This is a genomic window from Rhodococcus baikonurensis (assembly GCF_040489275.1).
GTDB lineage: Bacteria > Actinomycetota > Actinomycetes > Mycobacteriales > Mycobacteriaceae > Rhodococcus_F > Rhodococcus_F baikonurensis.
In genome coordinates, this window is the sequence record NZ_JBEUOQ010000017.1 from 15,875 (window position 1) to 31,387 (window position 15,513).

The following is a 15,513-nucleotide window of genomic DNA, read 5'->3' on the forward strand; positions in this document are numbered from 1 at the left end:
ATCTCGACCGAAAGTCAGTCGGTGTCCGTTTTCGCGGAATCGGCCGCGGCCTTCTCCTTGGCGCGCGCGGCTTTACGTCTGTCGGCCTTCACGGCGATCAGCGCATTGTTGAGGCCGGTCGCCAGGGGCCAGCCGACGTAGTGGCACAGGAAGATCGCGGCCTCCTCGAATTGCTGCTCGGTCAACTCCTCGTTGTGAAGAGCAGCGTTGATCTGGATCTTTGCCACATCGCTCTGCCCCTGGGCTGTGATGGCACCGATAAGCAGCAGTCTCCGATCGCGCACCGACAGGCCCGGCCGCGTCCAGATGTCGGCGAAGAGGTGGTCGGCGGTCACGGCGAAGAAGTCGCCGGGAACGTCGGCGGGGAGTTCCCAGCCGTACACCTCGTTCATCTTCGCTACGCCGCGAGCGCGGGTCTCGGAGACGCGGCTTCCGCCCGTTCCATTGGTGTCGGTCGTGTGAGTGGTCTCGGTCATGCGTGCTCCCGTGTAGTGGACGCCGTAGATGCCGGTGAAGGCTCGGCGAGCCTGTCTTCTCTGTCATTCCCGACGCCCAGACCGGCACCGAGTCCGGCGAGCGCAAGGTGCGCGAGCGGCAGATCGAGATCCAGCCGATCACCGAGGTCGATGGCCAAGGCCAGGTCCTTCTCCCCGAGATTGCGAACATGCCGCAGTATCGAGAACCACGGGTCGTCCTCCGAGACCGGTGCGGTGGTGTCGCGAAGCATGATCGCGCCCGCGCCACCAGTGATCGCATCGGTGTGCCTGACGACCTTTCCGAGCGTGCGGAGATCGAGTCCTGCTGCTTCGGCGAGTCGCGCCGCCTCGGTCGTGGCGGTGAACGAGACGAAGTGAAGAAGGTTGCGTGCGAGCTTCATTCGCGTTCCCGCGCCGACGTCACCGGCGTGAACCACCAGCTCGGCCCAGGATCCGAAGGGCTCGCGGACGGCCTCGAACGCCTCGTCGGAGCCGCCGATCATCACGGCCAGCCTTCCCTGCGCTGCGCCGCCGGCGCCGCCACTGATCGGTGCGTCGACCAGCAGAACGCCACGCTGTCGACAGATACCAGCGAGTTCCACCGCCGTGGTGTCCGAGATGGTGGAGTGAATTGCGACGACAGTGCCTGGCTGTGCGGTCGACAGGATGCCGTGCGGCCCGCCTACAACCTCGCGCACCTGCGCGTCGTCGAGCACCGTGACGGAGATGATTCTCGCCTGCGCTGCAACGTCGGCGGGCGTCGATGCTCCACTCGCGCCCGCACTGATGAACGGCTCGAGGGCTTCTGCGCGGGCATCACACACCACCAGTCCGCCCGGCCAGTCCAGGAGGCGCGTCGCCATGGGCGCACCCATGTTGCCCAAACCGATGTACCCCAGTCTGGGTTTCGAAGGGCCCGCTTTGGGCGCCGAATCCGTCATGATCGGTACACCTGGCCGCCGTCGACGTTGAAAATCTGCCCCGTCACCCAGCCTGCGTCGTCGGAGAGAAGGAACAGGCACATGCCGACGAGATCCTCCGGCGTACCCATGCGCTGCAACGGGATTCGTTTGACCATGTCCTTGACGATATTTCCGGGGGTGACGGTTCGAGTCGCCTCCGTGTCGATGGGACCGGGAGCGATGGCGTTGATCCGGATGTTCGACCAGCCGAGTTCGGTCGCGAGTTGTTGAGTCAGGCTGTTGACTCCGGCTTTGGCGAGTCCGTAGTAGTTCGAGTACAGCCACGCCGCCGTGGAGGATTGGTTGACGATCGAGCCACCCTTCTCCCGCATGTGAGGTACGACCGCCCGGCACACGTGCAACGCGCCGTCCATGTTGACGCTCATGAACTTTCGGTAGTAGTCCCAGTCGACGGTCAACAGCGAGTCGATCTTCATTCCGCCGTAGATGGCAGCGTTGTTCACCAGATGCTCGATGCTGCCGAAGTGCTCGATCGTGAAGTCGGCAAGTGCCGCAGTCGACTCCCCGTCGGCAACGTCGACGTCCTTGAAGACCGCTCGTCCTCCGTCCGCGGTGATCTGCTTGGCGACAGCTTCGCCCAGTTCGCGATTGAGGTCGGCGACCACCACGTTGGCCCCCTCCGCGGCCAGAGCCCGGGCATACGCCTCTCCGATACCCTGCGCTGCTCCGGTGACTATCGCGGTGCGACCGTCGAAACGTCCCATGTCGACCTACTTTCGTGGTGATGATCCTGTGGTGAGGATGTGGAATGTCAGGAAGGTGAAGCGACGAGCTTGGTTTCGAGGTATTCCTCGAAACCCGCGAGGCCCATTTCGCGGCCGATCCCGGATTGCTTGTAGCCGCCGAACGGTGCGTCGGCCGAATACCAGACGCCGCCGTTGACGCTCAGCGTTCCGGTTCTGACACCGGCAACGACGTGCGCGACGCGATCGGGATCGGTGCCCCATACCGAGCCGGACAGGCCGTAGGGGGAGTCGTTGGCAATTCGGATTGCGTCGTCGTCGCTGTCGTACGGAATGATCACGAGAACGGGACCGAAAATCTCCTCCTGCGCTACGCGAGACGAGTTGTCCAGCCCGGCAACGAGAGTGGGCTCGACGAAGAAACCGCGCTCGTGATCGTCTGGACGGCCACCACCCGTCACGATCGTGCCGCCCTCTTCGACCGCGAGGGAGAGGTAGCTCTCCACCCTGGCGCGCTGGCGCGCCGAGATGACCGGACCACATACCGTTCCGCGCGCGCTGGGGTCACCGGCTCGGATACCCGCCATCGCGGCGGAGGCCGCGGCCAGAGCATCTTCGTACCGAGCGTGCGGCACCAGAAGTCTGGTACTGAGCGCGCATCCCTGACCGGCATGAACGCAGACGGAGAACGCGGCAACCGAGCATGCGCCCTTGATGTCCGCGTCGTCGAGGACGATGAATGCGGACTTGCCCCCGAGTTCGAGGAAGACCTTCTTGAGGGTTTGCGCGGCCGTGGCCATCACCGTGCGTCCGGTGGCGGTGGAACCGGTGAAGGACACGAAATCGACGCGCGGATCGCTGCACAGCTGGGCGCCGAGAGAGTGATCCGTCGACGTCACCACGTTGACGACGCCGGCCGGGATCTCGGTTTCTTCGGCAATGACCTTGGCGACCAGCGCGGCGCACCAGGGCGTGTCCGGCGCGGGTTTGAGAACGATGGTGTTGCCGGCCGCGAGGGCAGGACCGAGTTTGGCGAAATTGATCTGGTGCGGAAAGTTCCACGGTGTGATTGCGCCGACGACGCCGACCGCTTCCTTGAGCAGTCGGCGATGAGTCGGAATCCCCATCGGTGACGCGTGCCCGAGATCTTGTTCCCAGGAATAGGTTTCGATCAGGTCAGCCCAGTAGCGAAGATCTTCGATCGGGCCTTCGAGTTGTGGACCGCTCGTCAGCATGACGGGTGCGCCCACCTCGGCGACGGTGATCTCGCGCAGCTCCTCGATGTGAGACTGGAGCGCGTCGCACAGTTGGCGTAGGCAGCGAGCGCGAAATCCGTGATCGCGTGCCCATTCGGTGTCGTCGAACGCACGGCGCGCAGCGGCGATGGCCGCGTCCATGTCCGCGGCGGTCCCTTCGGCAGCGCGGCCGATCAGTTCCTCGGTGGCCGGGTTGAAAACTTCGAAGGTTCCACCGGATCCGGGAACCAGCTTTCCGTCGACGAGAAGTGCAGAACTGTCTGCGGGTCGAAGCGTCATAACGCAAACCCTCTCTTTCTGGACATGTGTCTGGACTCTAGTTCACACTCGTGGTTGAGGCAATGGTTTCTGGGGCATAAGAGATTTCGAGAGGGTCTCTGGATCTACTTCGGTGAAAATCGCTTCGTGCCTGGTGTGGCGCCGCTACGGTTCACCGCACATTCACAACCACGCCTTCACATCCACGGGAGAGAGGTCGAAATGAACAGAGTTGACGGAAAAGTGGTGCTGGTGACCGGTGCTGCTCGAGGTCAGGGGCGCAGTCATGCCGTCCATCTCGCACAGGAGGGCGCGCACGTCATCGCCTTCGATCTGTGCGCAGACATCGCCAGCAACGAATATCCGCTCGCCAGTCCAGCCGATCTGGAGGAAACGGCTCGACTGGTGAAAGAGGCCGGGCGGCAGGTGGTGACAGCGCGTGTCGACGTCCGTGATCGCGCCGGTCTCGAAACAGCACTTGCCGAGGCAGTAGGGCAGTTAGGCGGATTGCATGTCGTCGTGGCGAACGCCGGTATCTGTCCGCTCGGCAAGCACGTGTCGACTGCCGGTTTCGTCGACGCGTTCGATGTGAACTTTCTCGGTGTCGTCAACACAGTGCATGCATCGATGGACTACCTCGGCGAAGGGGGTTCGATCATCGCGATCGGCTCTGTTGCCGGTCTGGTGCCGCAGACCGGATTCAACGGGCAGCAGGCGCTCCAGGGTCCGGGCGGCGACGGATACGGCCTGGCCAAGAAGCTGATTCAGGCCTATACCAGTTCGTTGGCACTGACCCTCGGGCCGAGTTCCATTCGCGTCAATGCGATCCATCCGACCAACGTGAACACCGACATGTTGCAGAGCATGCCGATGTACCGGACGTTCCGTCCCGACCTCGAGAATCCGACCGCCGAGGATGCGGCAGTGACGTTCCCCTTCATGCAGGCGATGCCGACCCCGTGGGTCGAGCCCGCGGACATCTCGCATGCGGTCGTGTACTTGTCGTCGGACGAGTCGCGATTCGTCACCGGCCAGCAATTGCGCGTGGACGCTGGTGCCGGGATGAAGATCGGTCTGTAGTAGAACTTTTCGCGTCACGCCTGCCTGTTCGTGGTGAATTTTCGAAGTTTCCCCATTTCGTTGCCCTGGACAGGGCGCTGTAGTAACGTCCAGACACGTGTCCAGCCAACGGGGCGATTCAAGTAGCGGGGGATCGATTGTCTACGAATCCACTCGCAGGCGCCTCACGGGCAAACAAGCGGAAACTGTGGCCAGGCTTGCCGAAGCGACAGTGAAAGTTCTACGCGAACAAGAGTTTTCCGGACTGACTGTCCGTTCGGTTGCGGCCGAAGCGGGTGTAGGAACTGCGACCGCCTACACGTATTTCGCGTCCAAGGAGCATCTGGTCGCAGAGGTCTTCTGGCGAAGACTTCAGAACTCGTCGGCGCCTGACGGCTCAGGGTTGGATCGCACCGCGCACGTGCTCTCTGTACTTCGAAATATCGCGCTGCTTCTCGCGGACGAACCGGAGGTATCGGCCGCCGTGACCAATGCACTGCTCGGCTCCGATCCGGAAGTGGAACATCTTCGCGGCCGGATCGGACTCGAGATCCATCAACGACTCGCCTCGGCGTTGGATCCTGACGGCGAGCCTGAAGTGTTGGAAGCGCTCGAAATGCTGTATGCCGGGGCGCTTCTGCGCGCAGGGATCGGCTACGGAACCTACGCGCAAATCGCTGGACGCCTCGAGGCCTCGGCTCTACTGATCCTGGAGAAATCATGACAGAAGCTTTGATCGATCCGGTGGTCTTCAATCCGTACGACTACCACTTTCACGACGATCCGTATCCGACGTACAAGCGTCTGCGCGAGGAATCACCGCTGTATCACAATCCGGACGTGGGCTTTTGGGCGTTGTCGCGATATGCGGACGTGGTCGACGGATTCAAGGACAACAAGCGTCTCTCGAGCGCAAACGGGGTATCGCTCGACCCCGCAGCCTACGGTCCACACGCGCACTATGTGATGTCGTTTCTCGCGATGGACGATCCTCGCCATATGCGGTTGCGCCAGTTGGTTTCTCGCGGATTCACACCGCGGCGGGTCGCGGAGCTCGACGGTCGGATACTCGAACTCACGAAGCAACATCTGGTACCTGCGCTGGGCGCGGGGGAGTTCGACTGGATTACGGAGGTGGCGGGAAAGCTGCCGATGGACGTCATCTCCGAACTCATGGGTGTCCCCGAACCGGACCGAGCCGAACTGCGGCGCAAGGCGGATCTGGTGGTGCATCGAGAGGCAGGTGTTCTCGACGTGCCGCAACCTGCGGTGGAGGCTTCGATCAGTTTGATGGGCTACTACAAGGAGATGATCGCGCAGCGGCGCCGATCGCGGACGGACGACCTGACCTCGGCCTTGCTCGACGCCGAGATCGACGGAGACAAACTCTCGGACCAGGAGATCCTCGGATTCATGTTTTTGATGGTCGTGGCCGGAAACGAGACCACGACCAAGCTTCTCGGAAACGCGCTGTACTGGGGTTCTCACCATCGGGAGCAGATCACACCGGTTCTCGACGATCCCGAACGAGCCTCGGAATGGGTGGAAGAGACTCTTCGCTACGACACGTCGAGCCAGATCGTGGCTCGGACTTCGGTCGTCGACCTCGAGTACCACGGGCGCACCATTCCGGCGGGGGAGAAGGTTCTGCTCCTGATCGGATCGGCCAACCGAGACGCCGACGTCTTCGAGGATGCCGACAGCTTTCAGATCGGCCGGAGTTCGTCGGGAAAACTCGCGAGTTTCGGTGGTGGCGTGCACTTCTGTCTGGGTGCCCACCTTGCCAAGCTCGAAGCCAAGATCGCCCTGGCGGAGTTCGGGCGTCGGGTCAGCGACTACGAAGTCGACGAGTCCGGAATCGAGCGTGTTCATTCGACAAACGTCCGGGGCTTTGCGGCCCTGCCGGTGAAAGTGCAGGTGCGCTGATGCCTCGTTTCGAACCCAATCCGGTTCGCCGGCCGGCACTGATCAGTGGTGCGTCGTCGGGAATCGGCACTGCTACCGCGTATGCCTTGGCCGAACTCGGGCATCCGGTTGCGCTCGGTGCGCGTCGAGTCACCGAATGCGAAGCCATCGCCGAGAAGATCCGCAGCAATGGTGGTGAAGCGTTCGCCCATTTCCTCGACGTCACGGACGGTGATTCGGTCGACGGATTCGTCTCGGCCGCAGAGGCAGTGCACGGTCCCGCCGAAATCGTCGTCTCCGGGGCCGGTGATCTCGAATTCGGGGCTGCGGACGAGATGGATCCCGAGGCGTTTCTACGGCAGATCCAAGTCCACCTCGTTGGTGCGCAGCGATTGGCGCATCGCGTACTCCCAGGTATGAGGCAACGACAGCGCGGTGACTTCGTACTGATCGGCTCGGATTGTGCCGAGCGCCAGCGTCCACTCATGGGTGCTTATGACGCAGCCAAGGCCGGGCTCGAAGCAATGGGGCGCCAGATGCGAATGGAGCTCGAGGGAACCGGCATTCGCGCGTCGATCGTGCGACCCGGGCCGACACTGACCGGCATGGGAATGGACACGACGCCGGAGATCATCGGACCGGTCGGGGAATCGTGGAGTAAGTGGGGGTTCGCCCGACACGGTTACTTTCTGCGCGCCTCGGACATCGCCAATGCCATCGTCGCCGTCGTGTCGGCGCCGCGAGGAGCACACATCGTGCTCGTCGAAGTTCAGCCCGAGGCACCACTGGACAAACTTCCCACTGCGAACTCACAGGAGACGACATGACGCACGGAGTGCAGGAGACGTCGCGAACACTGCCCGAGCCGCCGCGGGTGTCCGGCGGGGATCTCCCGCACGGGCATCTCGAGGAACTGAGAACCGACCCGATAGCGCTCATGCGCCGGGTGCGCGAAGAATGCGGTGACGTCGGCGCCTTTCAACTTGCCGATCGCACTGTGATCTTGCTGTCCGGAGCCGAGGCAAACGAGTTCTTCTTCCGTTCCACCGACGAGGATCTCGACCAACAAGCTGCATACCCCTTCATGAAGCCGATCTTCGGTGAAGGCGTCGTTTTCGATGCCAGTCCGGAGCGGCGAAAGGAGATGCTCCACAACTCGGCTCTGCGCGGCGAACAGATGCGTGGGCACGCCGCCACGATCGGCCGCGAGGTCGAGGCGATGGTCGCGCAGTGGGGAGACGAAGGCGAGATCGATCTGCTCGACTTCTTCGCCGAGCTGACCATCTACACCTCGTCGGCGTGCCTGATCGGCAAGAAGTTCCGCGACGAACTGGACGACAGTTTCGCCAAGCTGTATCACGAGCTCGAACAGGGAACCGATGCATTGGCTTTCGTGGATCCGTACGCGCCGATCGAGAGTTTCCGCCGTCGCGACGAGGCACGGTTGGCGTTGGTCGCTCTGGTACAGGACATCATGAACGGCCGCATCGCGAATCCTCCGCAGGGCAAGGAGGACCGCGACATGCTGGACGTGTTGGTGTCGGTCAAGGACGAGAACGGCGACCTCCGGTTCAGTGCCGACGAGATCACCGGCATCTTCATCTCGATGATGTTCGCCGGCCACCACACGACTTCCGGCACGGCAGCGTGGTCGCTGATCGAGATGTTGCGGCATCCCGACACCATGACGGACGTCGTCGACGAACTCGACAATCTGTACTCCGACGGCGCCGACATCAGTTTTCACGCCCTGCGCCAGATTCCGGTTCTCGAGGCTGTGGTCAAGGAAACCCTTCGACTGCATCCGCCGTTGATCATCCTGTTGCGGGTGGCACGTGGAGATTTCGAAGTGGGCGGCTTCGAGATCCGAGAAGGCCATCTTGTCGCGGCGACACCCGCGATCTCCAATCGAATCGCCGAGGACTTCCCGCGACCGGACACCTTCGATCCCGTGAGGTACATCGACCCGAATCAAGAGGACATCGTCAACCGCTGGACGTGGATTCCGTTCGGAGCCGGCCGGCATCGCTGTGTCGGCGCCGCGTTCGCTCAGATGCAGCTCAAGGCGATCTTCTCGATCCTGCTGCGGGACTTCGAGTTCGAGATGACGCAGCCGTCGGAGTCCTACCGAAACGACCACAGCAAGATGGTCGTCCAGTTGCAGCAGCCGTGCGCGGTGAGGTACCGGCGCCGAACACGTCCCGGGCGTGAGGGGTGATCATGCACGTCGAAGTCGACCTCGACCTGTGCCAGGGCCATGCGGCGTGCGAGCTCGAGGCGCCGGAGATCTTTGTCGTCCCGAAGCGGGGGAAGGTCAGTCTTCTGGACCCGGACCCACCCGAGTCGCTCCGCAGTGAAGCCGAGATGGCGGTCAGGTACTGCCCGACCGGCGCCCTGAGGATTGTCGACTGATTACAGCGGATTGTCGATTGATGTCAGCGAATTCATGTGCTCGAGGGAGGAAGTTCAGATGACGGGTTTCGACCGCGCAGAGCTCGACGAGATGGTCCAACGCTGGATCGAGGCGAACAAGAAGGCCGAAGCCGCCGGTGATTGGAAACCGTTGGCGGACATGTACGCCGAGGACGCCACGTACGGGTGGAACTACGGTCCCAAGCAGGATTTCATGGCGGTGGGGCGCGAGGAGATTCGTGAAGTCGCGCTCGGTCTCGAGATGAAGGGCCTCGAAGGCTGGGAGTATCCGTATCAAGAGTTTGTGATCGACGAACGTAGCGGAAACGTGATCGGATTGTGGAAGCAGATTTCCGACGCCAAGCGCGAGGACGGTAGCAACTACTCCGTGTACGGTATCGGCGGTAGTTGGTTCCGCTACGGCGGGGACTTCCAATGGTCTTGGCAGCGTGACTTCTTCGACTTCGGGAACGTGTCGGCGTTGTTCATGGAGATGATCGGCAACAATGCTCTCTCGAAGGGGATGCAGGGCCGGATCCAGCGATCGATCTCGGGCGACCCGCTACCGGGCTGGTATCCGGTGGGCACCGCGCCGGTCCCGCTGTGGTGAGTCCGATGACCGTGCGCGATTCCTTCGAGACACTCTCGCAGCGCGACCTTGCCGTGTTGGTGCCCGAGTTGCTCTTGTGTGGGCAGCTGATCGATCGCTCGGGCATGGCGCATCTGATCGTCGAATTCGGACGCGAGGGTATGGCGCAGGTGGCCGTCGAGGAGTGGGAATCGGCCAGCCCCTGGTACACCCGCCGCATGCAGAAGGCCCTCGGATACGAGGGCGACGACGTCGTGACGATCTTCAAAGGGCTACAACTCGACATCGGTGCTCCGCCACAGTTCATGGACTTTCGATACCGGGTCGACGATCCGCTGCACGGTGAATTCTGGCTCGATCATTGCGGGGCGCTCATGGACGTCGAGCCGTTGGGCGATGAGTTCGTGACCTCGATGTGTCACGACATCGAGGATCCGACTTTCGATGCGACGGCCATCGCGACCAACCCACACGCCCAGATCCGTCCGATTCACCGACCACCGCGCAGGCCCGCGGACCGACATCCGCACTGCGCCTGGACCGTTGCCATCGACCCGTCGCACACGCCGCCCGTGATGACCGCGCACACCGAGCAGATCGGACGCACTGCAGCGGTGACGGTCGAGCTGAGCCCGATCGATCACGGCGGGGACGGTCGGGCGGACTACTCGGGTCCGTTGTTGTCGGACCTGAGGTTTTCCGACTTCTCGCGATCAGCCTTGGTTCGTATCGCAGAGGAGATCTGCGTGCAGCATCATCTGTTGGCGTTGGGCTTTCTGGCAGCGGTTCGCCGCCGTGCCGACGAAGACAAGGCGCGCGAGATCACGCGAAAGCAATTGACCGGAATCGCGGGAGTTGCGGCACAGCGTATTCGAGATGCGCTCGGGCTTCCTTCGACTCTGGAATCGTTGGCATTGGTCCTGTCCGTGCATCCCTTGCTGAATCCGAAGCAGTATGTGGAGAGCGAGATCCGACCGGACGGCGGTGCTCTGGAGCTGTGGATCTCGCGAGACGCTCTTGTCGACCGCGACGGCGGTTGGCCGACCTTGCTCGGCAGCGAGCACCTCGATCCCCTCCAGGCTTTGGTCCGCGGCGTGAATCCGCATTTCACCGTGAGAGTGGTGGCCGAAGATGCCGCGGGGCTCCTTCTGGCCGTCGACATCACCGAAGCTCCTGCTCCGGAATGCGTCGAAGTCGCCATTACGAAGGTCAGTACCGGCGCGGCCTTCGTATTCGAAGATCGCGGAATTCCCTTGCCTCTGTTCGTCGTCTGAACGGCCGAAACCGAAGGACTCAACCTATGGCCTACACGTTCGCAGACCTGTTCGAGCACTCCGTCGATGCGATGCCCGATCGCCTCGCACTGATCGTTTCCGGCGAGGAGGTGACATACCGTGAGCTGGACGAGCGGGCCAACCGATTGGCGCATTACTTCCAGTCAGTCGGGTTAGGTGTCGGTTCGCACATCGGTATTCAGATGCACAACTCGATCGAGGCGATGGTTGCTGTCCTCGCGGCGTTCAAGATCCGCGGCGTTCCCATCACGGTGAACTACCGCTACACGAGCGACGAATTGGTCTACCTGTACGAGAACGCGGATCTCGAGGCGTTGGTTTTCCATCGTGGTTTCGCTGAGCGGGTTGCCGGTGCCTTGGTGTCGGCACCGCGGGTCAAGTACGTGATCGAGGTGCCGGACGAACTCGCTCTCGGGAACGAACCGTCGATTCCGGCGGCAGTGGCGTACGCCGATGCGCTCGGCAACCAATCCCCGCTTCGCGCAGGTGAACATGCATTTCCCGAGCGTTCCGGCGACGACGTCTACGTTCTCTACACCGGCGGAACAACCGGACGACCTAAAGGTGTCGTCTGGCGGCAGGAAGACATCTGGCGCGTGCTGGCCGGCGGTTACGACTTCTACTCGGGTGAGCCGATCGGCGACGAGTACCAGCAGTCGCGCGGTGGCGCCGCGGCAGCCGAACCGATGCGGTGGTGCATGCTTCCACCGCTGATCCACACTTCGGCTCTGATGCCGACGTTCAACGCTCTGTTCTCCGGAAACACCGTCATCTTCGAACCGAAATTCGATGCGGCACAAGTCTGGAAGGTCGTCGCCGAATATCGGCCGCAGGTCATGGTCATCACCGGCGACGCCATGGGCCGCCCACTGGTCGAAGCCCATCACGAATTGCAACCGGATGCGTCGAGCCTGGCTGTACTCGCCTCCGGCGCTGCGCTCTTCTCCGGATCGGTCAAAGACGCGTTCTTCGACGTCTTTCCGAATCTGATGATCTCCGATTCGGTCGGATCGTCCGAAACAGGCTTCGGCGGAATCGGATTCGCAACCAAAGGGCTCGAGCAGCGTGGAGGACCCAAGGTGGGCGCCAACAGATTCACGGTCGTCGTCGACGACGACAACCGTGTGTTGGAGCCGGGTTCGGGCGCCGAAGGATGGTTGGCGAAACTCGGCAACGTCCCACTCGGCTACTACAACGATCCGGTGAAGTCGGCCGAGATATTCCGAGAGGTGAACGGCGCGCGAGCAGTCGTGACCGGAGATCGAGCGCGAATCGAGGACGACGGCTCGGTCACTCTCCTCGGCCGGGGAAACATGGTGGTCAACACCGGCGGGGAGAAAGTCTTCGTGGAAGAGGTCGAAGCAGTGGTGAAGGCCCATCCCGACATCTACGACGCAACAGTGATCGGTATTGCCGACGAGCGGTGGGGCAATCGGGTGGCGGCGGTGCTCCGCGTCCGCGATGGCGTGGAACCGGATTTCGATTCCGTCGAAAAACACACCCGCACTCAGCTTGCCGGCTACAAGATTCCGCGTTCCTTCTGGATCGCCGACGAGGTCGTTCGAGCGCCGAGCGGCAAGCCGGACTACCGCTGGGCCAAGGAGTTCTCACAGAACAGCGACCCGGTCCACCGGATCGACTAGCGCTCACACGCAGCGCCCGGCACCTGGCACCCATCCGTAAAGGAGCATCTGCAATGCCTGAGATCGACCTTCCCGACGGGTTCGACGTGACCGACCCGCATCTGTACGGCCAGCGCGTCCCGCTTGCCGAGTTCGCCGAACTACGACGATGCGCTCCGGTCTGGTGGAACGCCCAGGAACCGGGCACCGGTGGATTTCACGACGGTGGTTGTTGGGTGGTCTCGCGCCACGCAGACGTCCGCGATGTCTCGTTGCGCAGCGAGGAGTTCTCGAGCAACGTCAACGGCTGCATTCCTCGGCATGAAGACAACATCTCCGCTGAGGAGTTGGAGGCAACTAAACATGTCCTGATCAACAAGGACGCCCCCGAGCACACACAGCTGCGCAAGTTGGTGGCGCGCTTGTTCACTCCGCGGTCGGTGGAAGCGATGCGGGCCGGGCTGGAAGCGCGGGCAGAAGACATAGCGTCGGCTGCCGTGGCGGAAGGTAGCGGTGATTTTGTCAGCCAGGTCGCCAGCGAGTTACCGATGCAGGCGATTTCGGAGCTGATCGGTGTACCGCAGGACGGGCGCCGTCAGCTGTACGACTGGTCGAATCAGATGACGGGATACGACGACGAGTCGCTCGCCGGCGAGTCTCGGATGGCGTCGGCGCAGATCTTGGGCTACGCCTATCAATTGGCCGAGGCGAGACGGGAGGAGCCGCTCGACGACATCATCTCGCGCTTGGTGCATGCCGACATCGACGGACAGAAACTCACCCCGGAACAGTTCGGTTTCTTCGTCATCATGTTGGCTGTCGCGGGCAACGAAACGACGCGCAACGCCACGACACTCGGCATGATGGCATTTCTCGAGCATCCGGATCAGTGGGAACTGTACAAGCGTGAGCGTCCGCGCACCGCCGCGGACGAGATCATCCGCTGGGCTTCGCCACTGACGTCGATGCAACGAACAGCAGTGGTGGACACACAGATTGCCGGCACGGCGATTGCGAAGGGGCAGCGTGTCGTACTGCTCTACGGCTCGGCGAACTTCGACGAAACCGTCTTCGGGAACCCCGACGTCTTCGACATCACCCGAGACCCGAACCCGCACCTCGCGTTCGGAGGAACCGGACCGCACTACTGCGTCGGCGCCAACCTGGCCAGAATGGAGGTCGATCTGATCTTCGGCAAGATCGCCGATCACATGCCCGACATCAGCAAGCTCGGCGATCCGAGCCGGCTCTCGTCCGGTTGGCTCAACGGGATCAAGGAATTCAAGGTCGACTACGGCAACTCCACGTCTTGTCCTTCGGGGCATTGACGTGTACAGCGGAAGAGTTGCACTTGCGGGCCCGATGCGCGAACTCGGCCAGTTCTACCGGATGGGCGCCGATGTCGCAGTGGGCTTGTTCCGCACCCGCTTTCAGGTGCAGGAGTTTCTCGAGCAGAGTTGGATGATCGCCCGGGTGTCGATAGTGCCGACCGTGTTGGTGGCAGTGCCGTTCACGGTTCTGGTGAGTTTCACACTCAACATCCTTCTCCGCGAGATCGGTGCCGCCGACCTCAGCGGCGCCGGAGCCGCTCTCGGCGCCGTGACACAGGTCGGCCCGGTGGTGACGGTGCTGATCGTGGCAGGTGCAGGCGCGACTGCCATCGCCGCCGATCTGGGATCGAGAACGATCCGTGAAGAGATCGACGCGATGGAGGTGCTCGGGATCGATCCGATCAATCGGCTCGTGATCCCGCGGGTGGTCGCCTCGACCGTGGTGGCTCTTCTGCTCAACGGACTCGTCTGCGTCATCGGCATCGCCGGCGGCTACGCCTTCTCGGTGTTTCTCCAGGGCGTCAACCCCGGCGCGTTCGTCGAGGGAATCACGTTGCTGACCGGCCTGCCCGAGGTGGCCCTGTCGATGGTCAAAGCTGCACTGTTCGGGATGCTGGCGGGATTGGTGGCCTGCTATCGCGGACTGTCGGTACGGGGTGGGCCGAAAGGCGTGGGGGAGGCCGTCAACGAAACGGTGGTGTACGCATTCATGGCGTTGTTCGTCGTCAACACCATCGTCACCGCGGTCGGCATCCGATTGACGGCGGGGTGATCGAGGTGACGCTGTCGGATTCGCTGGCACAAATCGGCAAGTTCGGACGCACGCGGGCGCGGGTGGCCCGAACGTCACGCTCGATCGACGATGTCGGGCGACAAGCTGTCTTCTTCGCGCGCGCCATCGCTCACATCCCGTGGGCAATTCGCAAACACCCGAAAGAAGTGTTGAGGCTGGTAGCCGAGATCAGCATGGGCACCGGAGCTTTGGCAGTGATCGGCGGCACGGTTGCGGTCGTAGGATTTCTGACTCTCGCCTCGGGCGGCACCATTGCGATCCAAGGTTTCAGCTCACTGGGAAATATCGGAGTCGAAGCGCTCACCGGATTCTTCTCCGCCTTCATCAACGTTCGTATCGCTGCGCCGGTCATCGCGGGAATCGGCCTGTCGGCCACGATCGGCGCAGGTTCGACCGCGCAGATCGGTGCCATGCGCATCAGTGAGGAAATCGACGCCCTCGAATCGATGGCGATCAGTTCGGTCCCGTACGTCGTCAGCACCCGCGTCACCGCAGGGATGATCGCGATCTTGCCGCTGTACTCACTGGCGCTCGTGGGATCATTTCTGGCCGGACGATTCACCACGGTCGTGCTGTTCGGTCAGTCCTCCGGTCTTTACGACCACTACTTCACGACGTTCCTCGATCCGGTCGACGTCGCATGGTCCTTCGTTCAAGTGCTCGTGATGGCACTACTGGTGATGCTGATCCACACGTACTACGGATACAACGCGTCCGGGGGACCGTCGGGCGTGGGAACTGCAGTGGGCCGCGGGGTTCGGCTCTCGCTGATCTGCGTCGTGGCGGTGACCCTGCTCGTCTCACTCGCGCTCTACGGCGGTTCCGGCAACTTCAATCTGTCCGGTTAGGGG

General features: G+C 62.5%; 16 protein-coding genes. 12 read left to right on the forward strand and 4 right to left on the reverse strand.

The features are described 5' to 3' along the window. Positions 1 to 14: 14 nt before the first annotated feature. From ABWI03_RS28020 to ABWI03_RS28035, 4 genes are read right to left on the reverse strand one after another with little or no spacing between them, the layout of a single operon-like run. The gene (locus ABWI03_RS28020) at positions 15 to 476 is read right to left on the reverse strand and encodes a carboxymuconolactone decarboxylase family protein (RefSeq protein WP_095973295.1); all 462 of its coding nucleotides are present in this window, start codon (positions 474 to 476) and stop codon (positions 15 to 17) included. Then, a complete protein-coding gene (locus ABWI03_RS28025) occupies positions 473 to 1,417 on the reverse strand; it encodes an NAD(P)-dependent oxidoreductase (RefSeq protein WP_298780803.1) in 945 nt (314 codons plus the stop codon). Before ABWI03_RS28025 ends, ABWI03_RS28020 begins: the two co-directional genes overlap by 4 nt. Then, a complete protein-coding gene (locus ABWI03_RS28030; protein WP_235169534.1) occupies positions 1,414 to 2,163 on the reverse strand; it encodes an SDR family oxidoreductase in 750 nt (249 codons plus the stop codon). Before ABWI03_RS28030 ends, ABWI03_RS28025 begins: the two co-directional genes overlap by 4 nt. A 47-nt stretch (positions 2,164 to 2,210) precedes the next feature. Beyond that, complete coding sequence (locus ABWI03_RS28035) at positions 2,211 to 3,677, reverse strand: aldehyde dehydrogenase (protein WP_298780793.1); 1,467 nt, start codon at positions 3,675 to 3,677, stop codon at positions 2,211 to 2,213. 201 nt (positions 3,678 to 3,878) lie between these two features. Between ABWI03_RS28035 and ABWI03_RS28040 the strand changes: the two genes are divergently transcribed. The 12 genes from ABWI03_RS28040 to ABWI03_RS28095 all read left to right on the forward strand — a co-directional run bounded on the left by ABWI03_RS28040 (position 3,879) and on the right by ABWI03_RS28095 (position 15,510). Next, the gene (locus tag ABWI03_RS28040) at positions 3,879 to 4,736 is read left to right on the forward strand and encodes a mycofactocin-coupled SDR family oxidoreductase (protein ID WP_298780788.1); all 858 of its coding nucleotides are present in this window, start codon (positions 3,879 to 3,881) and stop codon (positions 4,734 to 4,736) included. 136 nt (positions 4,737 to 4,872) lie between these two features. Beyond that, a complete protein-coding gene (locus ABWI03_RS28045) occupies positions 4,873 to 5,439 on the forward strand; it encodes a TetR/AcrR family transcriptional regulator (RefSeq protein ID WP_095973308.1) in 567 nt (188 codons plus the stop codon). Next, on the forward strand, positions 5,436 to 6,641 hold the full coding sequence (locus ABWI03_RS28050; RefSeq protein WP_019748682.1) for a cytochrome P450: 1,206 nt from the start codon (positions 5,436 to 5,438) through the stop codon (positions 6,639 to 6,641). Before ABWI03_RS28045 ends, ABWI03_RS28050 begins: the two co-directional genes overlap by 4 nt. Continuing rightward, positions 6,641 to 7,447 (forward strand): SDR family oxidoreductase, encoded by an 807-nt coding sequence (locus tag ABWI03_RS28055; RefSeq protein WP_200314836.1) that lies wholly within the window; start codon positions 6,641 to 6,643, stop codon positions 7,445 to 7,447. The genes ABWI03_RS28050 and ABWI03_RS28055 overlap by 1 nt, the downstream gene beginning before the upstream one ends. Beyond that, the gene (locus ABWI03_RS28060; protein WP_298780783.1) at positions 7,444 to 8,838 is read left to right on the forward strand and encodes a cytochrome P450; all 1,395 of its coding nucleotides are present in this window, start codon (positions 7,444 to 7,446) and stop codon (positions 8,836 to 8,838) included. Before ABWI03_RS28055 ends, ABWI03_RS28060 begins: the two co-directional genes overlap by 4 nt. A 2-nt stretch (positions 8,839 to 8,840) precedes the next feature. Next, positions 8,841 to 9,032: a ferredoxin gene (locus ABWI03_RS28065; protein WP_298780780.1), complete on the forward strand. Its 192-nt coding sequence runs from the start codon at positions 8,841 to 8,843 to the stop codon at positions 9,030 to 9,032. Positions 9,033 to 9,090: 58 nt separating this feature from the next. Continuing rightward, positions 9,091 to 9,642, forward strand: coding sequence for a Cif family virulence factor (locus ABWI03_RS28070; protein WP_095973306.1), 552 nt, complete (start codon positions 9,091 to 9,093; stop codon positions 9,640 to 9,642). A gap of 5 nt (positions 9,643 to 9,647) precedes the next feature. Next, the gene (locus ABWI03_RS28075; protein WP_031333428.1) at positions 9,648 to 10,895 is read left to right on the forward strand and encodes a hypothetical protein; all 1,248 of its coding nucleotides are present in this window, start codon (positions 9,648 to 9,650) and stop codon (positions 10,893 to 10,895) included. Between the two features lie 26 nt (positions 10,896 to 10,921). Beyond that, the gene (locus ABWI03_RS28080; RefSeq protein ID WP_298780769.1) at positions 10,922 to 12,559 is read left to right on the forward strand and encodes an acyl-CoA synthetase; all 1,638 of its coding nucleotides are present in this window, start codon (positions 10,922 to 10,924) and stop codon (positions 12,557 to 12,559) included. A 53-nt stretch (positions 12,560 to 12,612) separates the two neighbouring features. Beyond that, on the forward strand, positions 12,613 to 13,866 hold the full coding sequence (locus ABWI03_RS28085; protein WP_298780764.1) for a cytochrome P450: 1,254 nt from the start codon (positions 12,613 to 12,615) through the stop codon (positions 13,864 to 13,866). Positions 13,867 to 13,900: 34 nt separating this feature from the next. Then, positions 13,901 to 14,641 carry an MlaE family ABC transporter permease gene (locus ABWI03_RS28090; RefSeq protein WP_021344419.1) on the forward strand — a complete coding sequence of 247 codons (741 nt, stop codon included), beginning with the start codon at positions 13,901 to 13,903 and terminating at the stop codon, positions 14,639 to 14,641. Then, complete coding sequence (locus ABWI03_RS28095) at positions 14,638 to 15,510, forward strand: MlaE family ABC transporter permease (RefSeq protein ID WP_003944051.1); 873 nt, start codon at positions 14,638 to 14,640, stop codon at positions 15,508 to 15,510. Before ABWI03_RS28090 ends, ABWI03_RS28095 begins: the two co-directional genes overlap by 4 nt. Positions 15,511 to 15,513 lie beyond the last annotated feature (3 nt).